The 26,935-nt window shown below is 47.6% G+C and carries 23 protein-coding genes and 9 tRNA genes; 29 read left to right on the top strand and 3 right to left on the bottom strand.

The window, feature by feature from the left end:
• Positions 1-39: 39 nt before the first annotated feature.
• The 17 genes from ABEQ74_RS00975 to yajC all read left to right on the top strand — a co-directional run bounded on the left by ABEQ74_RS00975 (position 40) and on the right by yajC (position 9,015).
• A tRNA-Glu gene (locus ABEQ74_RS00975) sits at positions 40-114 on the top strand.
• A gap of 138 nt (positions 115-252) precedes the next feature.
• Positions 253-328: transfer RNA gene (locus tag ABEQ74_RS00970), tRNA-Val, on the top strand.
• Between the two features lie 87 nt (positions 329-415).
• Positions 416-492: transfer RNA gene (locus tag ABEQ74_RS00965), tRNA-Met, on the top strand.
• 30 nt (positions 493-522) lie between these two features.
• Positions 523-599 (top strand) — tRNA-Asp (locus tag ABEQ74_RS00960).
• An 18-nt stretch (positions 600-617) separates the two neighbouring features.
• Positions 618-693 (top strand) — tRNA-Lys (locus ABEQ74_RS00955).
• A 41-nt stretch (positions 694-734) separates the two neighbouring features.
• A tRNA-Gly gene (locus ABEQ74_RS00950) sits at positions 735-809 on the top strand.
• 4 nt (positions 810-813) lie between these two features.
• Positions 814-890 (top strand) — tRNA-Arg (locus ABEQ74_RS00945).
• Positions 891-934: 44 nt separating this feature from the next.
• Positions 935-1,014, top strand: a tRNA-Leu gene (locus tag ABEQ74_RS00940).
• Positions 1,015-1,022: 8 nt separating this feature from the next.
• Positions 1,023-1,096, top strand: a tRNA-Pro gene (locus ABEQ74_RS00935).
• 149 nt (positions 1,097-1,245) lie between these two features.
• Entirely contained in the window at positions 1,246-1,959 is a 714-nt protein-coding gene (locus ABEQ74_RS00930) for a BofC C-terminal domain-containing protein (RefSeq protein ID WP_430118513.1), read from the top strand.
• Between the two features lie 198 nt (positions 1,960-2,157).
• Complete coding sequence (gene ruvC / locus ABEQ74_RS00925; RefSeq protein ID WP_430118511.1) at positions 2,158-2,661, top strand: crossover junction endodeoxyribonuclease RuvC; 504 nt, start codon at positions 2,158-2,160, stop codon at positions 2,659-2,661.
• Positions 2,658-3,275 carry a Holliday junction branch migration protein RuvA gene (gene ruvA, locus ABEQ74_RS00920; RefSeq protein WP_053489363.1) on the top strand — a complete coding sequence of 206 codons (618 nt, stop codon included), beginning with the start codon at positions 2,658-2,660 and terminating at the stop codon, positions 3,273-3,275. The genes ruvC and ruvA overlap by 4 nt, the downstream gene beginning before the upstream one ends.
• 27 nt (positions 3,276-3,302) lie before the next feature.
• Complete coding sequence (gene ruvB / locus ABEQ74_RS00915) at positions 3,303-4,310, top strand: Holliday junction branch migration DNA helicase RuvB (protein ID WP_430118508.1); 1,008 nt, start codon at positions 3,303-3,305, stop codon at positions 4,308-4,310.
• Positions 4,311-4,363: 53 nt separating this feature from the next.
• Complete coding sequence (locus tag ABEQ74_RS00910) at positions 4,364-6,454, top strand: SpoIID/LytB domain-containing protein (protein ID WP_430118506.1); 2,091 nt, start codon at positions 4,364-4,366, stop codon at positions 6,452-6,454.
• 5 nt (positions 6,455-6,459) lie between these two features.
• A complete protein-coding gene (queA, locus tag ABEQ74_RS00905) occupies positions 6,460-7,491 on the top strand; it encodes a tRNA preQ1(34) S-adenosylmethionine ribosyltransferase-isomerase QueA (protein WP_430118504.1) in 1,032 nt (343 codons plus the stop codon).
• Positions 7,492-7,513: 22 nt separating this feature from the next.
• Positions 7,514-8,653 carry a tRNA guanosine(34) transglycosylase Tgt gene (gene tgt, locus ABEQ74_RS00900; protein ID WP_430118502.1) on the top strand — a complete coding sequence of 380 codons (1,140 nt, stop codon included), beginning with the start codon at positions 7,514-7,516 and terminating at the stop codon, positions 8,651-8,653.
• 47 nt (positions 8,654-8,700) lie between these two features.
• The gene (gene yajC, locus ABEQ74_RS00895) at positions 8,701-9,015 is read left to right on the top strand and encodes a preprotein translocase subunit YajC (RefSeq protein ID WP_430118500.1); all 315 of its coding nucleotides are present in this window, start codon (positions 8,701-8,703) and stop codon (positions 9,013-9,015) included.
• 103 nt (positions 9,016-9,118) lie between these two features.
• Here the strand turns inward: yajC and ABEQ74_RS00890 are convergent, their stop codons facing one another.
• The gene (locus ABEQ74_RS00890) at positions 9,119-9,508 is read right to left on the bottom strand and encodes a TIGR04086 family membrane protein (protein WP_430118498.1); all 390 of its coding nucleotides are present in this window, start codon (positions 9,506-9,508) and stop codon (positions 9,119-9,121) included.
• A 193-nt stretch (positions 9,509-9,701) separates the two neighbouring features.
• Here ABEQ74_RS00890 and ABEQ74_RS00885 point away from each other — a divergent pair, with 193 nt between their 5' ends.
• Positions 9,702-10,487, top strand: coding sequence for a YetF domain-containing protein (locus ABEQ74_RS00885; RefSeq protein ID WP_430118496.1), 786 nt, complete (start codon positions 9,702-9,704; stop codon positions 10,485-10,487).
• Here ABEQ74_RS00885 and spoVB read toward each other — a convergent pair.
• Positions 10,484-12,085 carry a stage V sporulation protein B gene (gene spoVB, locus ABEQ74_RS00880; protein WP_430118494.1) on the bottom strand — a complete coding sequence of 534 codons (1,602 nt, stop codon included), beginning with the start codon at positions 12,083-12,085 and terminating at the stop codon, positions 10,484-10,486. The two genes, ABEQ74_RS00885 and spoVB, sit on opposite strands and share 4 nt — an antisense overlap.
• A 193-nt stretch (positions 12,086-12,278) precedes the next feature.
• Here spoVB and ABEQ74_RS00875 point away from each other — a divergent pair, with 193 nt between their 5' ends.
• From ABEQ74_RS00875 to ABEQ74_RS00850, 6 genes are all read left to right on the top strand, one after another.
• On the top strand, positions 12,279-12,536 hold the full coding sequence (locus tag ABEQ74_RS00875; protein ID WP_430118492.1) for a post-transcriptional regulator: 258 nt from the start codon (positions 12,279-12,281) through the stop codon (positions 12,534-12,536).
• Between the two features lie 131 nt (positions 12,537-12,667).
• Positions 12,668-13,918: a protein translocase subunit SecD gene (gene secD / locus ABEQ74_RS00870; protein WP_430118490.1), complete on the top strand. Its 1,251-nt coding sequence runs from the start codon at positions 12,668-12,670 to the stop codon at positions 13,916-13,918.
• Positions 13,908-14,825 (top strand): protein translocase subunit SecF, encoded by a 918-nt coding sequence (gene secF / locus ABEQ74_RS00865; protein ID WP_430118488.1) that lies wholly within the window; start codon positions 13,908-13,910, stop codon positions 14,823-14,825. Before secD ends, secF begins: the two co-directional genes overlap by 11 nt.
• A 140-nt stretch (positions 14,826-14,965) precedes the next feature.
• Positions 14,966-15,934, top strand: a complete 969-nt coding sequence (locus ABEQ74_RS00860) for a cation diffusion facilitator family transporter (RefSeq protein ID WP_430118486.1) — start codon at positions 14,966-14,968, stop codon at positions 15,932-15,934.
• Between the two features lie 62 nt (positions 15,935-15,996).
• Entirely contained in the window at positions 15,997-18,396 is a 2,400-nt protein-coding gene (gene recJ, locus ABEQ74_RS00855) for a single-stranded-DNA-specific exonuclease RecJ (RefSeq protein WP_430118484.1), read from the top strand.
• Positions 18,397-18,422: 26 nt separating this feature from the next.
• A complete protein-coding gene (locus tag ABEQ74_RS00850) occupies positions 18,423-18,938 on the top strand; it encodes an adenine phosphoribosyltransferase (RefSeq protein ID WP_053489349.1) in 516 nt (171 codons plus the stop codon).
• 92 nt (positions 18,939-19,030) lie between these two features.
• Here the strand turns inward: ABEQ74_RS00850 and uraA are convergent, their stop codons facing one another.
• Positions 19,031-20,329, bottom strand: coding sequence for a uracil permease (gene uraA, locus ABEQ74_RS00845; protein WP_430118481.1), 1,299 nt, complete (start codon positions 20,327-20,329; stop codon positions 19,031-19,033).
• A 299-nt stretch (positions 20,330-20,628) separates the two neighbouring features.
• Here uraA and ABEQ74_RS00840 point away from each other — a divergent pair, with 299 nt between their 5' ends.
• The 5 genes from ABEQ74_RS00840 (at position 20,629) to hisS (ending at position 26,911) form a co-directional block, all read left to right on the top strand.
• The gene (locus ABEQ74_RS00840; protein WP_430118479.1) at positions 20,629-22,806 is read left to right on the top strand and encodes a RelA/SpoT family protein; all 2,178 of its coding nucleotides are present in this window, start codon (positions 20,629-20,631) and stop codon (positions 22,804-22,806) included.
• 135 nt (positions 22,807-22,941) lie between these two features.
• Positions 22,942-23,385, top strand: a complete 444-nt coding sequence (gene dtd / locus ABEQ74_RS00835; RefSeq protein WP_430118477.1) for a D-aminoacyl-tRNA deacylase — start codon at positions 22,942-22,944, stop codon at positions 23,383-23,385.
• Positions 23,386-23,853: 468 nt separating this feature from the next.
• A complete protein-coding gene (locus ABEQ74_RS00830) occupies positions 23,854-24,360 on the top strand; it encodes a type 1 glutamine amidotransferase domain-containing protein (RefSeq protein WP_430118475.1) in 507 nt (168 codons plus the stop codon).
• 78 nt (positions 24,361-24,438) lie between these two features.
• Positions 24,439-24,888 (top strand): hypothetical protein, encoded by a 450-nt coding sequence (locus ABEQ74_RS00825; protein WP_430118473.1) that lies wholly within the window; start codon positions 24,439-24,441, stop codon positions 24,886-24,888.
• A 757-nt stretch (positions 24,889-25,645) separates the two neighbouring features.
• Complete coding sequence (gene hisS / locus ABEQ74_RS00820; protein ID WP_430118471.1) at positions 25,646-26,911, top strand: histidine--tRNA ligase; 1,266 nt, start codon at positions 25,646-25,648, stop codon at positions 26,909-26,911.
• Positions 26,912-26,935: the final 24 nt, after the last annotated feature.

The following is a 26,935-nucleotide window of genomic DNA, read 5'->3' as shown; positions in this document are numbered from 1 at the left end:
TCGAATCCCTCTCTCTCCGCCAGCAAGGACTTTATATACGGCCCGTTGGTCAAGGGGTTAAGACACCTCCCTTTCACGGAGGTAACAGGGGTTCGAATCCCCTACGGGTCACCACTATTATTACTTGCATCAGGGGATGAGAATCCCGTCGGTTCGTCGGAGGATAACTTCGTAAGCGTAGGCTTCACAGTCTCGAACGAAGTGAGAGTACCCCCTACGGGTCACCACTTATTTTATCTTTAAACCAGATATGGAGGCTTAGCTCAGCTGGGAGAGCATCTGCCTTACAAGCAGAGGGTCAGCGGTTCGATCCCGTTAGCCTCCACCATAATTCATCCCCAAAAAGTGAAGCTCATGCTTCGCACAAAATTCCGATTACTTTTAGGGGACCCCATACAAGCAACCCTTTTAATGACGCGGGGTGGAGCAGTTCGGTAGCTCGTCGGGCTCATAACCCGAAGGTCGTAGGTTCAAATCCTGCCCCCGCAACCAATTACTATCGCTCAGGCGATAATGCCTCGTGGAACTGTGGTGTAGAGGCCTAACATGCCTGCCTGTCACGCAGGAGATCGCGGGTTCGAATCCCGTCAGTTCCGCCATTCTTATTATTTAAGTAAGAGCCATTAGCTCAGTTGGTAGAGCACCTGACTTTTAATCAGGGTGTCGAAGGTTCGAGTCCTTCATGGCTCACCATCTTTACCAATAGATTTTAAAAACGGTATATGTATTGTTTTGCGGACGTGGCTCAGCGGTAGAGCATCGCCTTGCCAAGGCGAGGGTCGCGGGTTCGATTCCCGTCGTCCGCTCCATTATGCGCCCTTAGCTCAGCTGGATAGAGCGTTTGACTACGAATCAAAAGGCCGGGAGTTCGAATCTCTCAGGGCGTGCCATTTTTTTAAAAATGTATACTTGTTTATAAATGTAATTTTACTGTGCCGGTGTGGCGGAATTGGCAGACGCGCGCGACTCAAAATCGTGAGGGAAACCGTGGGGGTTCGAGTCCCTTCACCGGCATTTATTAACGGGATGTAGCTCAGCTTGGTAGAGCACCTGGTTTGGGACCAGGGGGTCGCATGTTCAAATCGTGTCATCCCGATTCACGAAAGACTGCTTTCATTCATTTGAAAGCAGTCTTTTTTTATTGATTCAATCTGGAGTGGATGTCATCTCTCAAAATCAAATGGCTGAATAATTTGGCAGTGTCTCGGTCACAATATGAAAAACATTGAATAGAAGGGGATTGCCTTGAGTGTTTTTCATTTCTTTAAGAAACTGTTCAGAAAACGTTGGAGACGCTGGAGACGTGCGATTTGGTCTTGTGCTATTGTATTGATTGTGTGCGCCTCGTTGTGGTCCGTTCAGAATATTAAAGAGCAGACCAAGAAGCTGCTCACAGCCGCATCCGATGAAACACCTTTGGCTTTAGAGACGATGCATTATTTGCAAATCGAGGATCATAAACAAAAAGAGCGAATGCAGGATCAAAGAGCATTCATGCAGAAGCTGAATGCCTCAAGAGGAAAGAAACGTGTTCATGTCCGGATCACTTACGTATGTGGCATTGAAGAGCAGGATTTAGGTAAGCTTACTGCGGATGGTATTTATGAAATGATGAATAAAAATCCTTTATGGCAGGGTCGCTTGGATAAAAAAGGTGAGGTCTGGCTAGAGCAAAATGTTTCTGACCTTTCGCCGACTTGTAAGAGACAAGCCTATATCAGCATGGATGCCAATGGTAACTTAACACTATTTGATGGCCCGCCGGAAGAAGAGAAAGTGATGAAGACATTTTTCCAACTGGATATTGGTTCGATGGAGTCCTCATTGCCTAAAGATGTACTCAAACAGCTTGAGGAAGGCATTCGTGTCCAGGATATGGACGAATTTAACAGTGTTTTATCAACTTTTAGTGACTATGCACGAGATATGGCTGAAAATGTCATGAACCCCAATCCATAAAAACATTGGAGACAGGAGTAGAGCTGCCCGGAATCATTCGGGCAGTTTTTTTGTGCTCGTACAAGTTACTTAAGGTGGCTCAAGGTAAGGGATATACAACTGTCCGTAAAGGATCAAAGTTTTTCCTCATTTAAGGTCGATCTTTTGTTATAATGAGAGAACGATACATATGTTCGCTTCATCAGAGGAGAGATTGGTTTGCGCATTTTAGGAATCGACCCGGGCATCGCGATTGTGGGATTCGGGTTTATAGATAAGATTGGAAGTAAAGTCACACCGGTGCAGTATGGGTGTATCCAGACGGAAGCACATACGCCGGATGAAGAGAGGCTTCATCATGTGTATGAAGGTATGACGCAGCTTATTGATAAGTATAAACCTGACGCTGTCGCTTTCGAGAAATTATTCTTTAATCGCAACGTGACCACGGCAATGTCCGTTTCTCAGGCGAGAGGAGTTCTTATCCTTGCAGCAGTCCAGCAGGGGCTTCCTATTGCGGAATACACGCCAATGCAGGTGAAGCAAGCCATTGTCGGCTATGGTAAGGCGGAGAAGAAGCAGGTACAGGAAATGGTCAGGATGTTCTTGAAGCTGCAGAGCATTCCCAAACCTGACGATGTGGCGGATGCACTGGCCGTGGCAATCTGCCACGCACATTCCTATACACTTAATTCCAAGTTAAATGAGGTATTGCGAAAATGATCGATTTTTTACGGGGACAGGTTGTCCACTTAGAGAGTGAATATATTGTACTGGATGTTCAAGGGGTAGGATATCGGGTATTCTGCCCGAATCCGTATGCCTTTGCCAAAACTGAGGGAACCATTACGGTGTTTACCCATCATCATGTTCGTGAGGATGCTATCCTGCTGTTTGGTTTTCCAACGCGGGAAGAGCAGAAATTGTTTCGCAAACTGATTGAAGTTTCGGGAATCGGTCCGCGAGTAGCTTTAGGCATATTGGGCGGAGGATCACCAGAGCATGTGGTTTCTGCAATTTATCAGGAGAATGTATCCTTCTTGATTAAGCTTCCGGGCATCGGTAAAAAGACAGCGCAGCGCATGATCCTGGACCTTAAGGATAAGCTGGAGGGATTTGGCGATGCAGCGATGATGACAGGGCTTTTTGCTGTTCAGGAACCTGAAGCGGAGGATGGCGGCTCAGCGTGGTCCGAGGCACGTGAAGGATTGAAGGCACTTGGTTATACGGACAGTGAGCTGGATAAGGTGTGGCTTAAGATTAAGAATTCGACGGCAAGCGGTGAATCCGTCGATGTACTGATGAAACGGGCACTGCAGCAGCTGTTTGTCGGCTAGAGGACGCTGCAGAGAGGAGATTTATAGATGGACGATCGAATTATTTCTGCTAACCTGATGATGGATGAACAGGCGGTCGAGCTTAGCCTGCGTCCACGTTATTTGGCTGAATATATAGGACAGAATCAAGTTAAGGAAAATCTTAAGGTATATATAGAAGCAGCAAAAATGCGCAGTGAGGCGCTCGATCACGTGTTGCTTTACGGTCCTCCGGGACTCGGCAAAACGACGCTGGCCAATATTATCGCCAATGAGCTTGGCGTTAATTTGAGGACGACGTCCGGTCCGGCAATCGAACGTCCGGGAGATTTAGCGGCGCTTCTGACCAATCTGCAGGAAGGAGACGTCCTGTTTATAGACGAGATCCATCGACTGCATCGAACGGTTGAGGAAGTGATGTATCCGGCGATGGAGGATTTTGCGCTGGATATAATGATCGGCAAAGGGCCGAGCGCACGCTCGGTTCGTCTGGATCTGCCGCCGTTTACTTTAATTGGTGCCACTACACGGGCTGGCTTGCTCTCAGCGCCGCTGAGGGATCGTTTTGGTGTCGTAAGCCGTCTGGAATTTTATACGGTGGACGAGCTGAGTTACATTGTGTCACGCAATGCCGATCTGTTGGGGATCGAAATTTTGGGAGAGGCTGCAGAAGAAATTGCTCTAAGATCACGGGGGACTCCTCGTATTGCCAATCGTCTCTTAAAACGGGTGCGTGATTATGCCCAGGTACGAGGCGATGGTATGATCACGCCTACCATCGCTCAGGAAGCGCTGAAGATGCTGCAAATCGATCCGATGGGTCTGGATTTTATTGATCACAAAATGTTGAACGCCATGATAAGCAGCTTCCGCGGAGGTCCCGTGGGACTTGATACGATAGCTGCAACCATTGGAGAAGAAAGTCAGACGATTGAAGATGTTTATGAGCCCTATCTTCTACAAATCGGTTTCTTGCAACGTACACCGAGAGGACGGGTTGTAACGCCAACAGCCTATCAGCATCTGGGCATTCCTTTTCCGGAGGACCGTCGATAGTTCGTTATGATTACCCATTCATACTTTTAAACCCGTAGGAGGAACGACGTAAAATGGACAGAAACTGGACAAAATCATTATTCTGCTGGACGACCAAGGGGCTTCTGTCGTTGGCGATCGCCGGTAGCTTATGGAGTGCACCGACCGTGCATGCGGCTGCTCCTGCATTAGATAGCATTCGAGTTGCGATGTTTTTGGACTTGGGCAGCCAGTATAAATCAACAACCAATGCAGTTACGCTAAAATCCGGGGAGGAGTTGGCAGTGTCGATATCTGCCCCGGGTGCGCAGCAATCACTTGTGAGCATTCCTGCAAACCAGCAGGCCCGCATGAGCGTGGATTCATTCCGTGTCAAGGTTCTGGAGACCACAGATTGGAAAACGGCTTCCGATGCAGCTAATAAACTGCAAGCGACGAGTGACAAGCCGATGCTGTTTGCAGACGGCAAGGTGTATAAACTTTATGTCGGTATATACGGTTCTGAGAAAGCGGCTAGGGATGCTGCTGCCAGGGCATCGAAAACAGCAGCTGCTTATCTGAATGGTCAAACTCCTTCCGTAAAAGGAGGGCTTCATCTATCAGCCGGATCGTACGGATCTGAGGTTGAGGCGGAAACTGTGCGGAAGTCGTATGCAGATGCTGGCTTGGACGCATTCACTGTCATAGTGCCGAATGGTGGGACTAACGCTTATGAGGTGTGGGTAGGCGAAGCTGCGAACACAGCTGATTTGGCTGTCCTCAAGAGCGAAGCAGCCCAGGTATCCGGTGCTCTGATTGAATTGAGTACGAATACACCGGGTTTAATCCTAAGAAACGATGTAAGTTTGAACCTGGCCAATCCTCAGAGTGCAGCGCATTATATGCTGTCAGGTGATCAATCCATCCTGCGGATTGAAGGGAGAAACGGTGCTGCAACGAATGTTAAGGAACGTTCTGATCGAACCTATCGGGGTGTTCTGGAAATCGGTCAGAAGAATGGTCAACTGTATCTTATTAATGAACTGCCGTTTCAGGAGTATCTTTACTCCGTCGTCGGAGCGGAGATGTCGGCATCATGGGGAGCCGAAGCTTTGAAGGCTCAGGCCGTAGCAGCACGCAGTTATGCATTGTTCCAAGGTAATAAGTTCGAAGTAGCTCATGTTGTGGATACCACACTAAGTCAGGCCTACTATGGGACAGCCTATGAGTATCCGAGCATTATTCAGGCAGTGGATGCAACCGAGGGCGAAGTGGTCACGAAAAATGGCCAAATCGTGGAAACCGTGTTTGCTTCCAACAGCGGAGGGATGACGGCGGACTCCACAGAGGTGTGGGGGAACCGCAACGATCTGTTTGCTGCGGTGGAGAGCCCTGGGGATTCTTCATCTCAGGCAGCGCTTAAATCCTGGTATCATGTGCTTCTGTCGAATGGCAATACAGGTTATGTGCGTGAGGACAATGTGAAAGAAACCGGCAACAAAACATCGGCTGGGCTTCCTTATATGACGGTAACAGCGAAGGATACCAACGTACGCCCACTGCCGCTGATCCAATCGAATGTTGAGCCCGTAGGCAAAATGAATCCGGGAGATACGGCTGTTGTCCTTGAGAAAGTGGCGGAATCCAACAGCTATGACTGGGTTCGCGGGCCCTATACTTCGGAACAATTGCTGGCATCCCTCAAAGGGAAAACCACGAATAGCCTGCCCGCTTCCATAACTACGCTGGATGTTACGGAGCGTGGTCCGTCTGGACGTGTGCTAACCGTTAAAGCCAACGGCCAAGGGCTTGACGTAAAATATCCCGATATGTTCCGCTCTGCTTTTAACGGTCTTCCGAGTACATTGTTTGATATTGAATCGACCGGAAGTTATACTGTATTGAGCGCGAATGGTGCGGTATCAACGGTTACAAGCGGACAAACGGTATCCGTCATCTCAGGCAGCGGAAATGGGAGCGTTAAAGGTTCCGGTACCGTTGTGATGAATGGAACGGGGAAAGCTCGTGTCGTTGAAAACTCACCCGGTTTTAAATTTACCGGCAGAGGTTTCGGCCATGGACTGGGCATGTCACAATGGGGTGCCAAAGGGATGGCAGACGAAGGGTATGATTACAAGCAGATACTCCAACACTATTACCGCGACACGATTATAACGAAGGACTGACCGATATGAATGTGGATTTGTATGATTTTGAATTACCTGAACGATTAATTGCGCAGACGCCACTGCTGGATCGAAGTTCTTCAAGACTTCTCACGCTTAACAAAGAGAACGGACACTTAAGCCATCAGACGTTTGCAGATATCATAGACTGCTTGAATCCGGGAGATACGCTCGTATTGAATGATACGAAAGTCATTCCAGCTCGATTATTCGGTGAGAAGGAAGATACCGGTGCTAAGGCAGAGGTTCTATTGCTGAAGAGTATAGGACAGGACCGCTGGGAAGCACTTGTGAAGCCCGGCAAGAAGTTAAAGAAAGGAAATGTAATTTCCTTTGGAGATGGGAAGCTAAAAGCGGTCATTGAGGAAGAAGGAGAAATGGGCGCTCGGACCTTGTCCTTCTCGTATAAAGGGATTTTTCAAGAAATCTTGGATGAGCTCGGCCAGATGCCCCTTCCGCCATACATTAAGGAAAAGCTGGATGATCGTGATCGCTATCAGACCGTATATGCGAAGCATGAAGGATCTGCAGCAGCGCCGACGGCAGGTCTTCACTTTACGGAGACTCTCCTGGAACAGATCCGTGCCAAGGGAGTGGACATTGCCTTTATAACCCTGCATGTGGGACTGGGAACTTTCCGTCCGATGTCTGTGGACCAGGTTGAGGACCATGTCATGCATGAAGAGTATTACTCTCTTTCTCAAGAGACGGCAGAGCTGCTGAATGAAACCAAGCGGCGTGGGGGTCGGGTGATCGCCGTAGGAACTACTTCCTGCAGAACGCTGGAGACGGTTGGGTCGGAGCGAAATGGCGAGCCTCTGCGTGAGAGCAGCGGTTGGACAGGCATCTTTATATATCCCGGATATAAGTTTACCGTGGTAGATGCACTGATCACGAATTTCCATTTACCAAAGTCCACGCTGGTTATGTTAGTCAGTGCGCTGGCTGGACGTGAACACATTATGAAGGCGTACGCGGAAGCTGTTGAGAAGGAGTACAGATTCTTCAGCTTTGGCGACGCGATGTTTATCTACTAAACCTCGGGGGTTGGATATCACAATGGCAGCAGCTGTTACTTATGAACATATTAAAACATGCAAACAATCGGGTGCGAGGCTCGGTAGAGTGCATACACCTCATGGCGTAATCGAAACGCCGACATTTATGCCTGTAGGAACTTTGGCCACTGTAAAAACCATGAGCCCGGAAGAACTTAAAGCGATGGATGCCCAGATTATATTGAGCAACACGTATCATCTGTTCCTTCGTCCGGGACATGACATCGTCAAGGAAGCGGGCGGACTGCATAAATTCATGAACTGGGACCGTCCAATCTTGACTGACAGCGGCGGCTTTCAGGTGTTCAGCTTGGCAGAAATGAGAAAAATATCGGAGGAAGGCGTACATTTCCGTTCCCATCTGAACGGCGATAAACTGTTTATTTCCCCTGAAGTTGCGATGGAGATCCAAAACGCCCTCGGGTCCGATATTATGATGGCATTTGATGAATGTCCGCCTTATCCGGCGGAGTATGAATACGTCAAACAATCCACCGAGCGAACCTCTCGCTGGGCTGAACGCTGCCTTAAGAGTCACGCTAGACCGGAAGATCAAGCCTTGTTTGCCATCGTGCAGGGCGGTATGCATGAAGATTTACGCCGTCAGAGCGCTCGTGATTTGACTTCCATGGATTTCCCGGGTTATGCTATTGGTGGACTTAGTGTGGGAGAATCGAAGCAGCTTATGTATGAAGTGCTGGATTACACGGTGCCCTTGCTGCCGAACAACAAGCCTCGCTATTTGATGGGAGTCGGATCACCCGATGCTTTGATTGAAGGCTCGATTCGTGGTGTGGATATGTTCGATTGCGTGCTTCCGACGCGGATTGCCCGCAACGGGACGACGATGACAAGTCAGGGCCGTCTTGTCGTTCGAAATGCTCAATACGCCAGGGATTATGGACCGCTGGATCCGGAATGTGACTGCTATACCTGCCGTAACTACTCACGCGCGTACCTGCGCCATTTGATCAAGAGTGACGAAACATTTGGCCTTCGATTGACAACATACCATAATCTTCATTTCTTGTTAAATTTGATGCGGAATGTGCGCCAAAGTATTATGGAAGACCGTCTGCTTGATTTCCGCGATGAGTTTTTTGATAAGTACGGCCTTCATGATAATGAAAAAGGGTTCTAAAACAAAGTTGTAACCATCATGATAAGATTGTGAAAGGGGGGAAAGATATGTTTGGAACTTCATTTGATTTAGCAGCTGGCACAGGTCAAGGCGGAGGCGGCATTTTGGGATTGATTCTGCCTTTCGTTCTGATGTTTGTTATCTTTTATTTTCTGCTTATCCGTCCACAGCAGAAGAAACAGAAGACCAGAAACGCCATGCTTAGCGCTTTGACAAAGGGCGACAAAGTGGTTACCATTGGAGGTCTTCACGGCACGATCGTAGAGATTACCGACGACATCGTGGTTCTGAAAGTTAACGACGTAACGAAGTTGACATTCGACCGCAATTCTATAAGCCACAGCGTAAATGCAGATGCATAATTACGTTTCACCTACATATGGAATGTAATCGCGAACACAAAGGCTGATTCCCTAAGGGAGTCAGCCTTTGTGTTTAGCATGAGAGGGAGCATTCCCCTAAAGATTATTTTTTTAAGTTAACCCCGAACATTCCCCCAATGGCCCCAGCTCCGAAAACCGTAGCCATGAGAGTCATATCCCCAAGAGCCAAGGAGCTGTCCAAGGCAAGAAAACCAATAACGAGCAGCGTAATGCCATATATCAGGCCGGTGAGGCAGCCGTAATACCAGCCCTTGTTTCCGGCGCGTTTCCCGCTTACACAGCCACCGAAAAAGGCTGAGACGGCATGTACAAGAAACGTATAGAACGATAAATCATCCTCTGCCAGCCCGCTGCCCCATAGAAGCAGGGACAACACCAATGCGCCGAGAAACATCCAAAAGAAAGAATACAAAAGTCCTGAAAGAATTGGATTGGTGATCCTGAAAGTGAATGCTTGTCGGATCGGTTCCATAAATCATCCTCCTTAACGAATCTTGATTATTAAATTGTATGGCCAAGCCTGTGCATATAGTACAAGCGGAACATTTTGCAGTGAACTTTGCAGGATTACCATTAATTAATTAAATGTAATCGAATGGGAAGAGGAGCAGCGGGCCAGAATAGCTGTACATGAGAATGTCAGGCAAGCTAGGGAGGGATTGTTTATGTCTCATATGACTATTCTGATTCTGCGGACCATTCTGATGTATGTGGTCATCTTTGTTACCATGAGAATCATGGGCAAACGGGAAATCGGGAAGCTGTCCGTCTTCGATTTGGTCATATCCATCATGATTGCAGAGATCGCCGTATTTGTCCTTGAGGATGTGAAAAAACCTATTTTAGAGGGGCTTGCTCCTATCGCTATTTTGGTTGCCATTCAGGTAGGGCTTGCTTACATCGGTTTAAAAAATCGAAATATTCGACAGTTTGCAGACGGAAAGCCAAGCGTATTGGTGTCCCGGGGCAAGCTGCACCGTAAAGAGATGGCGAAGCTTCGTTACAATCTGGATGATTTGATGCAGCAGCTTCGGGGTAAAGACATCGACAGTTTGGCAGACGTGGAATTTGCCATTCTCGAAACATCCGGCCAGCTCACCGTGATTCCAAAGGAAGGGGACCATGATTCCGAGCATTCGACTAGTTCTTCAAGCTCTTCCAATGCTCCAAGTTCCAAACAATCTTCGGGTGGTTCATATCAATCGAAGTCCGAAAAAGGAAATTCTACGGTTGTTGATATTCCTTACGATAAAATTACGTACGAAGGACTGCCCATTCCGCTTATTTTGGATGGAAAGGTACAGGATGAGAATCTTGAACTCATTGAGAAAACCCGTTTCTGGCTTAAAAACGAGATTCAAAATTACGGGGCGAAGGATTTTAAGGATATCTTCTTATGTTCGATCGACCACAAAGGACGTATTTACATTGACCGTAAAGACAGAGATTAATGGCGGTTAAATCGATTGAACCAGGAGCCGACGACAGGAACACGCTCTAAATCCCGGGCCGATACGAGCTTTGTCATGAAGATCATGATGAAATAGATCAAGATGCCGGCTGCGATGGAAATCCAAAATTGGAGCCACGGTATGGATGAGAATGGAAAATGTTTGTACCCATATAGGACACAAGCTCCCATAATGATCATTACCGCAGCGATTTTGACATATTCCAGCAGAGGAAAGCGGAAGCCGATGAGTTTGGACAAGCTGAATCCATGTAGCAATGTCACCGTAATGCTGTTGACGATGATAGCGATAACGGCTCCTTTTATGCCAAAGGCAGGATTTGATGCCAGATAAACGATGAGACTCATTTTGATGATGGCTCCAAATAGCGTATTTAATAAAGCCCGGCCTGGGCGGTCAAGTGCTTGCAAAGCGGCTTGAAGCGGCGACTGTACGTATAAAAACAGAGCAAAAGGTGCCATGATTTTGAGCATACTGCTAATTTCTGCATTATCGTAGAGCAGCAGGCAAAGCGGCTCGGCCAAAACAAACATAATAATGGCGAACGGAGCACCGGAAACAAGGGCTAGCCTAAGGGACTGGTTCATTCTTTTGTGAATGGTAGTCCTGTCCTTGCGTGCGGCTGCTTCCGAGAGTGAAGGTACAAGAGATATGGCCAGAGAAACTGTCAATGCTCCGGGCAGGAGCAGGAGAGGGATAATCATACCCTGCAGCGCTCCGTACTGGGCGGTGGCTACGGATGTTGCTATGCCCGCAAGGGCCAGGCTCCGATTGGTCAGAATAGTCTCCAGCAGATAGGAGAAGGAACCTACCATCCTGCCCCCGGTAACAGGCAAGGCTATGCCGAATAAGCGTTTCAGAATGCTTTTGTTCGAGGTGGTTGGTTCTTCCTTGGAATTGTCCGACTTCACAGGTTGTTGTTTAGGTGAAAGCTTACCTCCTTTATTTCCCTCACCCGAATATTGCAGCAAGAGCGTTATCATACCAATCAATTCTCCTACGGCCGTCCCAAGCATCGCTCCTGCAGCTCCGTATGCGATTCCTTTAGGCATTAAGAGATGTGCGAACCAGAGCATGCATACAATTCGGACAATTGTTTCGATAACGGAAGAACTGGCAGAAGGGATCATATTTTGTTTCCCTTGAAAATATCCCCGGTAGACAGAAGAAACGGCAATAATGATGATCATGGGCGTCATGCTGATAAAGGTTTGGTAGACACGCTCGTCCGGCAACAGGACCTTGGTTACCCAGGGGGCGAGCAATAGGCTCAGTCCTGTAAAAAGGGCTCCTGCCGTTACTGTAAGTAACAGGCTGACCTGCAATATTTTCTTGGATGCATCAGGTTTTCCGGCCCCCTCAGCTTCTGCGACCATTTTGGCGATAGCAAGCGGAATTCCTCCGGTAATGATAGTCACAAGAACGATAAAAAACGGGTATCCCAGTTGGTAAATTCCAACACCCTCCGGTCCGATAATCCGGGGCAGGGCGATTCGCGGAATAAAACCGAGTAGGCGGTTTAATATGCCGGCTGCAAGTAAGATCAGCGTTCCTTTGATAAATGATTGCTTGTTCACTCTCCATCCCACTCCCTGGTTAAGACTGAATGCGCTTGACACGACATGGCTTCTCTTATGGATATGCCCTACCTGTCCCATCTGATGACTTTACTTTTTTTTGTGGACGTGTTAGGAATAGAAGGAAAGAGAAGCAGGACGTCGAATGTTTCTTTTTAGGACAACAGGGAGCCAAGTAGAGGAGGCCACAAGCATGGAACTCGAGCAAATGAGTGAAGAAGAATTGATGAACACCATCGAAATGGTATGCTTGAGCAAAGTGGAGGAGATGAAATTAATCGGGTACGAACATGTAACAAGTGACGATATTTGGAACTGTGTCAGCAGCAAGTATGAGAAGGAAGGCGTCCCCTCTCTCCACAAACTGGTCAATGACATTCTATCACTGAAAGCAACGGCTCTGATGAACTATATGACAATATCAGCATATAAGGGATCTTCTTTCGAATAAATCGAAGAGGTCCCTTTTGCCTTGCGGAAGAAGAGATTTTTCATAAGACCGACAAATTTTGATAAATTGACTGGATTTTATGACATCGCTATAATAGGAATATTGAGTAAAAAGGGGGAACAAGGGACGGCATGAAAAGAATTATCAGTTTCGTAGGAACCGTGCTCGTGATCACTATTATAATGGCCGTTACAACTCCAGGCTTGCTGAAAGACGTTCGTCTAGGTTTGGATCTTAAGGGTGGATTTGAAATCCTTTATGAAGCCTCACCTATAATGGAAGGACAGCAAGTGACGAAAGAAGCACTTCAGGAAACCGCAAAAAGCTTGCAAAAGCGGGCAGATGCGATGGGAACATCAGAACCTGAAGTTACACCGGAAGGTACGAACCGGATTCGCTTGAAAGTAGCAGGCGTGACGGATGAGGCTGAAGTTCGCAAAACGATGAAAGAACCTGCGAACCTCACGTTCCGAAGCAATGACGGTTGTAAAGAAGGCGAGGAGTTTTGTAAAATCGAGCTCCGCGGCGATGATTTTGTCGAGAATGGAGCTTCTGTAGCGTACGACGAGCTTCGCCGGCCTATGATAGATATTAAAGTGAAGGACAAAACGAAGTTTGCTGAAATTACAAAGCGTCTTCTCGGTCAACAGCTGGCAATCTTCATGGATGATCAACTGCTGTCAGCTCCAACGGTACAAGGCGTGCTGACGGACGGCAGCGCACAAATTACGGGTAGCTATTCGCTTGATGAAGCGAAGCAGATCCGGGATACGATTAATCTCGGTGCCTTGCCGTTGAAATTGGTAGAGAAATACTCACAGAGCGTAGGCGCTACGCTTGGTATGAAATCTCTGACGAAAACGGTAGAAGCAGGTCTAATCGCATCCGTTGCGATCCTATTGTTTATGATTATTCGATATCGCGTACCAGGCTTGCTGGCAAGCTTTGCACTTATATTGCACACTTGGCTGCTAATTCTAATATTCGTATGGGCTGACTTTACGCTGACACTTCCAGGTATTGCGGCGCTTATATTGGGTATTGGTATGGCTGTTGATGCCAACATCATCACTTATGAACGCATTCGGGAAGAGATCAAGACAGGCAAGAGCGTTCCATCAGCGGTGAAATCAGGCGGTAAATCATCCTTGCGAGCCATTATGGACTCCAACTTGACGACGATACTCGTTGCCGCTGTTATGTTCGGATTCGGTACTGGCGCGGTTAAAGGTTTTGCGCTTGTATTGATCTTGGAGATCATCTTGAGTATTGCCACGAACGTTTATTTCTCCCGTTTCTTGCTCAATCAACTTGTGAATATTGGTTGGGCCCGTAAACCGAGCCAATATGGCGTAAAGGAGCGTGACATTCGTGAGCTTTAAGAACTTTGATTACGTAGGCAAAAGCAAAATTTTCTATATTTTCTCTATTGCCATCACGATATTGGGCCTGGTATTTCTATTGACTCGCGGACTTAACTACGGCGTTGATTTCCAGTCTGGATCGAACGTGGATATTTCACTTTCCAAAACACTGACAAGTGAACAAATCAATACGGTATTAAAAGACGCAGGAATCGATGAGCATGCGGGGATTACTCCCGGTATTGACCGAGTGAACATCAGATTCAGCGATGTGCTAACAGAGGAACAGGATTTAAAGCTCCGTTCCGGCATTGAGAAGCTGGATGATACGGCAACATTTGAGGTCAATACGGTTGATCCTGAGATGGCAAAAGAGCTGGGAAGAAACGCGATATATGCCGTGTTAATTTCCTGTATCGGGATTATTATTTATGTCAGCATCCGTTTTGAATGGCGGTTTGCGATCGCAGCGACGATAGCTCTCCTGCATGATGCGTTCGTTGTGGTCAGCGTATTCTCCATCCTGGATCTGGAAGTTGACCTGACCTTTATTATCGCTGTTCTGACGGTTATCGGATATTCGATTAACGATACCATAGTTATCTTTGACCGAATTCGGGAGAACTTAAGGTTCGCTAAGATCAAGAAATTCTCTGATCTGAAGGATCTGGTCAACAAAAGTTTATCCCAGACAATTGGCCGTTCGATTTATACGGCACTATCTGTATTTATTGCAGCGCTGTTCCTGTTACTGCTTGGCGGGGAATCGATTCAAATGTTCTCGCTCGCAATTTGTATCGGGCTGGTCATTGGTGCATATTCTTCGATCTTTATCGCGAGTCCATTGTGGCTCCTACTTAAAGGTCGCAATACCAACAATAAACCGAATGCACCAAAGCCGAACAAGGACAAGATTGAGATTTAAATTAATCGCAGTCACCGCTGCAGTTTAGAAATCGGACAGATCCTATACAAGAAGAAAGCCGCGTCCAGGCGACGCGGCTTTCTAAAGTTAGGCAGCATGATACGATGCAGGTTCGATAGTGACATTGAGGGGGGCCTCAAGTGAACAATGAACGATTGAATCATACGGAGTCTGTTCTCTGGACAGGCATTGTAACTGATTTTGCACTAGCGTTATGTAAAGGGGGCGTGGGTTACTTATCAGGCAGTAAGGCTCTCATAGGGGATGCTCTGCATTCGGCAGCAAATGCGGTAACTTTGTTGGTGGATCGGCTGCCAAGTCTGGGTAATACTGGCAATAAAACTTTCATTCGAGACAAGCGAGGCGCGTCAGAGACGGCAGAACCGATAATCTCGATATTGTTTGCCGTTTTATTTCTAATGGGCGGCATTCAGATTGCAGTGTCTGCGATACAGAACATGGCCTCAGGTAATGTGGTAGCGCCTACCAAATCCGCACTGGTAGCAGTTTTCATTTCGCTTGCGGTCAATGAAGCGGTGTTTCAGTACCAAATCTGGCATATAAAACGAAACAACGACCCCCGGTATGAGGCTTTGTCCGCGGATCATCGATTTGCTTTATATTGTTCGCTTACGGTGTTGATCGGTGTCTCATTATCTATGGGAGGTCCTTATTGGGATTGGCCGCCACTGCTCTATATGGATCCAATTGCGGCTCTCATTGTTGCATGTCTTGTGATTCGAAAGGGGTATATCTTAATCCTTCATGCGGTGTATGGAACGGTCGCCGAAGAGAAGAAGCAGCATGAGCATGAAGCTGAATTTATGGATACGATACAACGGGTGCATGGTGTAATTACGGTTGAGGAATTGAAAGCTCAGGAATACGGACAGCTCCGTCAGTTGAACCTGGAAGTAAAAGTCACTGTGAATCCTCGTACTTCCGTATTGGAGGCTCAAGAAATTGCCGATCGAATCCGAAAATTGTTGATTCATCGTTTTAATCAGGTTGCAGATGCCAAGGTGACGGTTGTCCCCTATGAACCGGGTTACCCGTATAAATCAAACTACGATTTGCTGGATAACGATGTACCTACGCTCCGGCAGTAAATGTAAACCAGTCAAAATGTAATGACAGCAGGTAATAGGCAGGAAAAGGAAGGTGAATCCCTGTGCTGTATTCCAAATATAAATGGAGAATACGCTCGGCAGAATCATCAATCACCGGACAGCTGGCCGAGGAACTATCTTTGCCGCCCATTGTGGCTTCACTTATGGCATCACGGGGGATACAATCAGCCGAGGATGGACGCGAGTTTCTATATGGAACGCTTGAATTGACGCATGACCCTTATCTCATGCAAGGGATGCAAGAGGCTGTGCCGCGGATCCGGAAAGCGCTAGAGGATCGGGAGCATATTCTGATCTATGGGGATTACGATGCGGACGGTGTTTCCAGTACATCGTTAATGATTCATCTGATGCGTTATTTGGGTGCATCTTATGACATATATATCCCTCACCGATCCAATGAAGGTTATGGTCTACATAATCACGCGCTGGATTGGGCCCATCAACAAGGGGTCAGTCTGGTGATCACCGTAGATACGGGGATTAGCGCAGTTGAACAAATAGCATATGCCAACAGCCTTGGCATTGACGTCATCGTTACGGATCACCACGAGCCGCCTGAGGTGCTGCCAGAGGCCTATGCGCTGATCAACCCCAAAATCCCCACTTGTCCGTATCCCTTTAAAGGATTGGCAGGTGTAGGCGTCGCTTACAAGTTGGCACAGGCGCTCGTAGAAGAACCGCCAGAAGAATGGCTTCAGATTGTTTCGATTGGAACCATCGCAGACTTGATGCCGCTCACGGGAGAGAACCGGGTGCTTGTGAAGCACGGCATCGAGTCGATGCGAAATACCCGTTATGAGGGCATTCGATGCTTGCTCGAGGTGTCAGGAATCCATGTGGAACAGGTCACTGCCGTTAATGTAGCATTCTCCATGGCACCGAGGATTAACGCCAGTGGGCGGCTGGATCATGCTGGCCGCGCCGTTACACTTCTTACAACAGAACACAGGGAAGAAGCAGAGCGCCTTGCATGGGAATTGGACGGACTGAACAAGGAGCGGCAGCAAGTCGTTGAAACGATCGTTCAGGAAGCGCTTGGGATGGTTCAAAATCGATGGAGGGGACAGGAAATCCCGCCTGTCATTGTTCTGGCTGGTGAAGGCTGGAATGTCGGTGTGGTCGGCATCGTGGCTTCCAAAATACTGGAGCGATTCTATAGACCCGTCGTGATCCTCGGAATAGATCCTGAGAGCGGAAATTGCAAAGGCTCGGCCCGGTCGATTCCCGGATTTGATATTTATGCGGCTTTGCTCTCCTGCAAAGAGTCCATGGAACACTTTGGCGGTCATCCCTCAGCAGCGGGCATGAGCCTCCATCGGGATCATCTAGAAGATTTTGAGTGTGGACTTATTCGCTATGCTGAGAAAGCACTTAAAGAAGAACATTTGATTGCCATCTGTGAAGCCGATTTGGAAGCCAGTATTTCAGATGTATCGTTATCGATTATTGATCAGATTGAGCAATTGAGCCCGTTCGGCATGGAGAATGCCGTGCCAAAGATTATCTTCCGGAATGCTGTCATTAAGGACGTGCGCAAAATCGGCAAAGAGGGGAAGCATCTAAAGCTTCGCTTGCAGCAGAAGCGGGAGGTTATCGATGCGATATCGTTTGGGTGCGGACATCTGGCTGATATTTTGCCTGCAGGCACGGCGGTAGATGTTCTGGGAGAGCTTTCTGTTAATGAGTGGAACGGGAGTCGTAAAGCGCAGCTCATGATTCAGGACATTTCTGCCCCCTATCAACAGGTGTTTGATTACCGCGGAATCAAAGAGCCGGTTCAGGAGATCCGGAGGTGGGTAGCGGATCTGGAGCCCCATCTGCGTTGTCCGGCTGCCCGAACAGCTGTGATATACGCAAAAGATTCACATCCGGACATAAAAAGTCAATTGTATGATATGTGCCTTTGGGTATATGATAGGAATGCTGGCATCTTGCCGGATAATGAAGCAGCAAAGAGCAGTCAACAAGACATTTCCGTTTTGTTCGTACTCGACGTACCGGAGACGGCTGAGCAATTGGAAGCCTTGATGTCAGCCTTTCATTCCGTTCCCAATATATTTATGCTGCATCCGACACGGAACCTTCGCGAACGACTGCAAATTCCTAACCGGGAACAGTTTAAAAAGCTGTATGTTTCACTCGCTCGATTGACTAACACTCCCATGTCTGAGAACGAGGTAATAACCCGTTTGCAGAAGCAGACCTCGTTGTCTTCACGCATGCTGTTCAAAGTGCTTGATGTGTTTGAAGAGCTGGCATTCATTCAGCGTGCCGATGGAATCATTACGTTTATATCGAATCCGGAGAAGAAACCGCTGGACGCTTCCCGTCATTTCAGAGAACTAAATGATTTAGCCGATATGGAGCAGCATTTACTGCATGCTGGTACGGAACAATTAACCGAGTGGTTGATGTCTCGAACAAAAGGCGTATCTTAGCCCCAACTATACAGGAGGAGATTATTTTGGATTTTAAAGAATATATTCGTGTCATTCCCGATTTTCCGCAGGAGGGGATCAGCTTCAAAGATATCACCACGCTGCTGAAGAATGGTGAGGTGTATCGCAAAGCCATCGAGGAACTGAAGACCTTGGTATCCGATCTCAAAATTGATGTGATAGCTGGTCCCGAAGCGCGTGGATTTGTCGTGGGTGCACCGCTGGCTTACGCCCTTGGGGTAGGATTTGCGCCTATTCGTAAAAGCGGTAAGCTCCCGTATGAAACGATTGAAGTGGGATATGATCTCGAATATGGAAAAGACCGCTTGGCGATGCATACGGACGCGATCGAGAAGGGGCAAAATGTTCTGATTGCAGATGATCTTCTTGCAACAGGCGGGACGATTGCGACTTCTGTTAATCTTATCCGTCAATTGGGCGGCAACGTGGTTGGAGCAGCTTTCATGATTGAGCTTGCAGACTTAAATGGGCGTTCCAAGCTGGATGGAATCGATGTATTCACGCTCATGCAGTACGAGTAAACAACATATTGATTTTCCCGGGAAATAATAGAACGCCCTGAGCTGCCTGCTCAGGGCGTTCTTCGATTAGTCATAGGTTGTTTGGATTAACATCAATCCGGGGTTTTCTCGACCAGTGGTTCATCGTTCTTTTCATTGGAAAGACCGGTAAGTTCAAAAACTTTAAAGAGAAGAGCCATCAGTACACCTACGATGGTAGCGAGGGCCATTCCCTTCAGCTCAACGGTACCAAATTTCAAAGTAACACCGCTGATTCCGGTTACAAGTACCAACGTAGCCAAAATCATGTTGCTTGCCTTGGAGAAGTCCACCTTCTGCTCAACAAAGATCCGAAGACCGGAAGCTGCGATTACCCCGAACAGTAAGAGAGACACACCGCCCATTACCGGTACGGGAATATTAGCAACGACTGCGGAGAATGTGCCCGAGAAGGAAAGGACTATCGCAATGACAGCCGCGCCTCCGATAACAAACACGGAATACACCTTCGTAAGCGCCATGACACCGATGTTCTCGCCATACGTAGTATTCGGCGTGGAGCCTACAAATCCGGACAGAATGGTGGAGATACCGTTACCAAGCAGGGAGCGGTGTAGTCCTGGATCTTTAGATAGGTCTTTGCCCACAATATTGCTTGTGACGAGCAAGTGACCGATATGCTCGACGATAACGACGATTGCAACCGGAATGATAGTCCAAATCGCTCCGCTATCGAAAACAGGGGTTGTCAGCTCCGGAGCCGATAGAAACTTCGCATTGGCGATTTTCTCAGTGTCTACCACGCCGAGAGCGAAGGAGAGAGCATAACCGACAGCGATCCCGATCAGGATGTGAATGATTTTGGCAAAGCCGCGGAACAGGACGGACCCTAATACCGTGACACCTAGCGTTACGAGTGAGATGGTAATGATTTTTGGATCAATAGATTGTCCTTCTTCCGGCAAAAATCCTGCCATGCCTGCCGCAACGGGTACCAGTTCTAGTCCGATCATGGCAATAATGGCACCCATCACCGCAGGAGGGAATACGAAATCGATCCATTTGGTACCTGCATACTTAACAATGAGACCAACCACACAGAAGATGACGCCTGTTACGATAAAAGCCCCCAGAGCCTTACTATAATTGGCATCCGGATCTTCGGCCAGCACGATCAGAACCGGCGCTATAAAGGCAAAGCTTGAACCGAGATATGCAGGAATCTTGCCTTTACATAATAGAATGTAAAGCAGTGTGCCAATACCGTTCATTAGCAGGATCATGCCAGGATCCACACCGAACATATTGGGTACAAGCACCGTGCTTCCGAACATGGCGAACAAATGCTGCAGGCTCAGCAGGAACCCGGGGCCCCACGGTAGTTTTTCATCAACTTGAATTTCACGTTGCAAACCAATTCACTCCTCTAAGGACTTTATATATAGGACCGTTCGCGTACGATCTTTAATAGATTAAATACAAATGTTCGTTTTTTCAACTATAATTTTAACAGTCCGTCGAAATATACAATTTGTGCCAAGTTTTAATGTCTCTGGGCTGTTAGCGGGCATACTATTAGTGTAAGAATGGTCATGTGTTGACGTATAACGTCACAAGCGTCATAATGATAGGAAAACATTCGTGAGGGAACCTGCACGTTTTGACAAGGGCGGGTTCCATTTTATATAGAAAGGGAAGAGAAGGACTCCAAATGGGCATAGAGCGATTACTCGAAAAGGCCAGCGCCTATATAAAAGAACCCGATCTTCTTCGTATTCAGGAAGCGTACGAATTTGCGGAGCAAGCCCACCATGGACAAGTGCGGAAATCGGGAGAACCTTATATCCTTCATCCACTTGCGGTTGCAGAGATCGTAGTGAACATGCAGATGGACACGTTGTCCATTATTGCTGCATTGCTTCATGATGTCGTAGAGGACACTACCGTGTCACTTGACGAAATACGTGATCGCTTCGGGGATACCTGCGCCATGCTGGTGGATGGTCTAACGAAATTGGAACGAATACAATTCCGGTCCAAAGAAGAACAACAAAACGAAAATTATCGGAAAATGTTTATCGCGATGGCCCGGGATATCCGTGTGATCGTGATTAAGCTGGCGGACCGACTCCATAATATGCGCACATTGAAGTACCAGTCGGAAGAAAGTCAGCGCCGTATTTCCTATGAAACGCTGGAGATATTCTGTCCTATTGCACACCGCCTAGGTATTTCCGCTATCAAATGGGAAATGGAGGACATTGCGCTTCGTTACTTGAACCCGCAGCAGTACTATCGTATTGCGAATCTGATGCACAAGAAGCGGGCTGAAAGGGAGCAGTATATCGATAATGTCATCGTCTGTATTCGCGAGAAACTTGACGAGATGGGGATTCAAGCCGACTTGTCGGGAAGGCCTAAGCATATTTACAGTGTGTTTAAAAAGATGACAGTCAAGAACAAGCAATTTAATGAAATATACGATCTTCTTGCAATCCGCATTATTGTCGACAATATCAAGGATTGTTATGCTACGCTGGGCATCATCCACACCCTGTGGAAGCCGATGCCTGGCCGTTTCAAAGATTATATCGCGATGCCGAAAACGAATATGTACCAGTCCCTTCATACGACAGTGGTTGGACCGAACGGTGAGCCGACTGAAGTACAGATTCGGACCTGGGAGATGCACCGAACGGCTGAATTCGGTATTGCTGCTCACTGGTCATATAAAGAAGGCTCGGCCGGGAACGGCGGCAGCTTCGACAACAAAATGACGTTTTTCCGAGAAATATTGGAACTTCAGCATGAAACGAAAGATGCCTCAGAATTTGTAGAATCGCTGAAGATGGACTTTTTTTCGGATTTAGTATTTGTATTTACACCTAAAGGTGAAGTGATTGAGCTTCCTTCGGGTTCTGTTCCGCTCGATTTTGCTTACCGAATTCATACTGAAGTTGGAAACCGCACGATTGGTGCCAAGGTCAACGGCAGAATTGTTCCGCTGGACCATCAGCTCAAGACTGGCGATATTGTGGAAATATTAACATCAAAACATTCATACGGTCCAAGTCAGGATTGGTTGAAGATTGCCCAGTCTTCACATGCCCGCAGTAAAATCAAGCAATGGTTCAAGAAAGAGAAGCGGGAAGAAAATGTGGAGAAGGGCCGCGAGATGCTGGAGCGCGAAATCAAGCGTCTCGGACTGGACGTTTCCGAGTGGACAACCGATGATAAATTAATGGAAGCAGCCAAGAAATTCGCATTCAATGATATCGAGGATATGTTATCCGCGGTTGGCTTTGGCGGAATCACTGCTGCGCAAATCTGCACCAAAGTAACCGAGAAACTCCGTAAAGAGCAGGAAGAAGCGAATCAGCTTGAATTGACTTCCGAGATGAAAGAGATCAAGCCAGCGGAGAAACGCAGCCGTCCGACCAACGGAGTTCGCGTAAAAGGGATTGATAATCTTCTTGTTCGTTTTGCAAGATGCTGTAACCCTGTACCTGGTGATGATATTGTCGGGTACGTGACCCGTGGTCGCGGCGTATCGGTGCATCGCTCCGACTGCGCGAATTTGCCGACTTCGGATGAAGGTGAGGATGCAGCACGTGTTATTGAGGTTGAATGGGAATCTGCCATCGAGGCTAACTACAGTGTCGATATTGAGGTAACAGGTCACGATCGTAACGGGCTATTAAACGAAGTCCTACAGGCCGTTTCGGAGAGCAAGACCAATATATCGGCTGTAACCGGTCGATCCGACAAGAACAAAATGGCGATGATCCACATGACAATCTTAATTCGCAATACGGATCACCTCCAATCTGTAGTAGAACGCATCAAGCGGGTGAAGGACGTATATACCGTTCACCGGATCATGCAGTGATAGTAGATAAGGGAGGTTCGTTTGAATCTCTGCTGCGGGACTTATTGCAGGTCCTTCCAAGATGTTATGAATGCGGTCTGTTATCCTGCGGGAAACAGGCCGTTTTATCTTTTTATATTAAAGGAGTTAAACCCAATGAGAGTGGTTATTCAAAGATGCAAGAGCGCGCAGGTTTCGGTCGATAATGAAATTGTCGGCAAGATTGAAGCAGGATTGATGGTGCTGGTGGGCGTAACACATGAAGACGAAGAGAAGGATGCCAAGTACCTGGCTGAGAAGGTGGCGGGGTTAAGGATCTTCGAGGATGAGGAAGGAAAGATGAATTTCAGTGTCCAGGATGTAGGCGGAGCCGTTCTGTCGGTATCCCAATTCACTCTTTATGGAGACACCCGCAAAGGAAAACGGCCAAACTTTATGGCTGCTGCAAAGCCTGATGAAGCGAATGCCCTGTATGAGTTGTTTAACCGCGAGCTATTGGCTAAAGGGCTGCAGGTTGAAACGGGTGTGTTTGGCGCCATGATGGATGTATCGTTAACCAATTGGGGGCCGGTAACACTCATAATAGACAGTAGATCATAAACGCTTGAACGAGGAATCGACAACATGCATCATACTGAGATAATGGGGCATCCTGTGTGAGTAATTACTGCTTGGTTTTGATCGTTTGTACTCACATGAAGCAAGGGAGTGTCCGTAATGCGTCAATCCCCCAAAAGCTCGCTATGGAGCAGTTTACCAGCGATGGTCGGATCCGGGGATATAAAGGAAACGGCTAGCATAGAGCGTATGGTAAGTGTCTTTGAGGATTCCGCGCAGTTTGTCTGCATTAAGGGAAATACGCGGAAACAGCTGCCGAGAACCTAACTCGCTTTTCCTGTCTCGCTTAAAAAGGTAACAGCATAAGCCGCACAAAGAGCCTGAGATCTTCGGGCTCTTTTGTCTGTTCTGGGGGTAATCCCTGCAGCTGTTCCTAAAGGCCACTGTTATAAAAGAGGGATTACCGGGTAATAACAACTCGAGGACAATCACGAAAGGAGACATGCCACTATGAGCAAGGTAGCATTTCTACTAGCTAATCAATTTGAAGATTCCGAAATGAAGACTCCTTATGATGCCGTGAAGGAAGCAGGGCATCAGGCTGATATTATTGGATTAAAACAAGGACAAGAGGTAAAAGGCAAGCAGGGCAAAGCTTCCTACACAACGGATAAAGCGATTGCCGATATCGATATAAACGACTATGATGCGGTGGTTATACCAGGCGGTTCTTCACCGGAAAACCTGCGTCTGGATTCCCATATTTTGCAGTTCGTAACATCAGCCGATAAGGCAGGCAAACCGGTTGCTGCTATATGTCACGGGCCGCAAATTCTTGCAAGTGCCAATCTGCTAAAAGGGCGTACGATCACCTCATATCCTCCACTTCAGGATGATATGGTAAATGCAGGCGCCACCTTCAAGGATGAGGAAGTGGTCGTTGATCGTAACTTTATCACTTCCCGTACTCCGAAAGATGAACCTGCGTTCGTCCGCGAGCTGTTGAAGGCTCTGTAACACAACGTTGCGTTATGGGTTGTCCATGTTAGTACTAGCTCTTTCAAACAAATGAGTTGAAGAATAGGAGGAATGGACATGTCTAGACAAATTCAAGCTTATTTCAGAACAGAAGATGAGGCGGAAGGCGCAAGGACAAAACTGCTAACCTACAACACTGAACAACTGGAGGTAGGAGAACTGCAGGATTCTGTACGAAACGGAGGACATATCCTTGTCCCGCTGGTGCCTTGGAGTAATTCAGGCACAGGTGGTGCAACATCAGGAGTTAATGGCATGGGAGCTCCAGGAGGAGTTGTAGGAGCCCCGGGAGTTATCGTAGGTGCCAGAGATACAAGCCTTGATGTAGACTCGGATCGCCCAGACGACAACGTCGCACATCGTGATGGATGGCGTGAAGCCGATGTTGCCGACGGAGACTATGATGACCTGAATTACACCCTGACCGTAAAGGTGAGAGATGAGGACTACGAGCAGATCGTGCATGATCTCCGAGCCAATAATGGATATGTGGAGCGCTTGGATTAAATCCATCGTCTCTGTGAATGAATTTTTTTAATAGATGATAGATGAAGAGGAAGCTTCAGGTGGGTGTTCTCTCAACATACGAAGGGACTGCTCCAATGAGGAGCAGTCCTTTATAATGTCTATAATAAAAGCGTTTTCTCGCTTGTAATATAACTGTAATGTTTGTTCAATCTTTCTTTAATATTTCCTGTTTATAATAACAGCATGACCCCCTTTTTTATATAATATATGTTTTGGACCTACAATCGTGATTGTAGGTTTTTTTCTTTTTCCGAGTAATTTCTACAAAGTTTCTTGACTTTAGTGCAGTAGTTCTTTAGAATCTAAAATTATAATGTTTTGGATATCCTAGTGGATAATATCAGATTTGAAGACGGGAACAAGTACTCCATCCCCACAAGACCAGAGAAGAATCCCTTGGCTGTAAGGATTCGCTTGATGAGTGGACGAATGACCTCCCCGAGAACAGACGGCGAAGCAAGCACCGGTAAATGGTGGGATAGACAGTAGCCGAACTGCGCGGCCGGGCGTTAAACGGATGAAGCGGATGATTGACGTACGATTTGGTGTGTCAACGCCGGAATGTGGGTGGTACCACGGGTGATAATTTGACATCTCTCGTCCCTGTTTGTCTTAGGACAGCAGGGCGGGAGATTTTTTGGTTTTTCAGCTTCTTGTGAAACGACTCTCAGGAGTTTTTCCATAATCATTTTAAACACAGCAAGGTGAAGATGTCTTAGAACGTGGAGGGATGAAGATGGCTAACGAGAAATTCGAGAAACCGACAGGCACGCAGGACATCCTGCCAGGAGCCGTCGAGAAATGGCAGTTTATCGAGGAAAAGGCACGAGATCTGTGCCGCAGATATAACTACCGTGAGATTCGCACACCGATTTTTGAACAGACCGAATTGTTCGAACGCGGGGTCGGCGAAACGACCGACATCGTAGAGAAGGAAATGTATACCTTTAAGGACAAAGGAGATCGCAGCATGACGCTTCGTCCTGAGGGGACGGCAGGTGTTGTACGGGCTTACGTGCAAAACAAGCTGTACGGAGAGCCTGATGTAACGAAGCTGTTCTATATGGGTCCCATGTTCCGTTATGAACGGCCGCAGGCAGGTCGTTACCGCCAGTTCCATCAGTTCGGTGTCGAGGTATTCGGAACTGCGGATCCGGCTATAGACGCCGAGGTCATTGCGCTTGGATACAGCTTCTACAAGGAGCTTGGGCTGAGTGGGGTAAAAGCTGAAATTAACTCTGTAGGAACACCAGAAGTACGTGCAACATACCGGAGTACATTGCTTGCCTTTCTCGAACCGATGAGGGACAGCCTTTGCTCGGATTGCCAGTCGCGTATGGAACGTAACCCGCTTAGAGTGCTGGATTGCAAGAAGGATCAAGAGAAGTTCGTAAATGCGCCTTCCATCCTGGACAGCCTGGATGAGGAGTGCAGCACGCATTTCGAGAAAGTCAAAGAGTATCTTGATGCCATGGGCATTGAGTATGAAATCAATCCGAGGCTGGTTCGGGGATTAGACTATTACACCCATACCGCATTTGAATTTAAAGCGCAAGGCATTGGCGCGATTGATACGGTAGGCGGAGGAGGACGGTTCAATGGACTGGTCGATCAGATTGGCGGACCGGATCAGCCTGGGATCGGATTCGGAATTGGTCTGGAGCGTATCCAACTGATTCTGGAACACCAAAGCATCAACCTGACTTCAGCGAAGCCGCTGGATGTGTATCTGGTGGCGCTGGGCGAAGCAGCAGAGAAAGAATTGACTAGATTGATCTACGAGCTGCGGAGTCATGGCGTGGCGGCGGAGCGTGATTATCTCGGCCGGAAAATGAAGGCCCAGATGAAATCCGCAGACCGCCTGCATGCTCGTTATACCGCCATCCTGGGTGATGACGAACTGGAGCGCGGCGAAATAGCGCTGAAATCGATGGAGACCGGCGAGCAGCACACGGTGAAATTGGATAGCCTGGTTCAGGAATTAGTTAAAGCGTCGCATTAAGCGGCTTAATTATATTAAAGGGGA

It is taken from the genome of Paenibacillus solani (assembly GCF_050475945.1).
Lineage (GTDB): Bacteria > Bacillota > Bacilli > Paenibacillales > Paenibacillaceae > Paenibacillus_AQ > Paenibacillus_AQ solani_A.
Note: the sequence above shows the minus strand (reverse complement) of the source record. Positions and strands in the feature narration are given on the sequence as shown.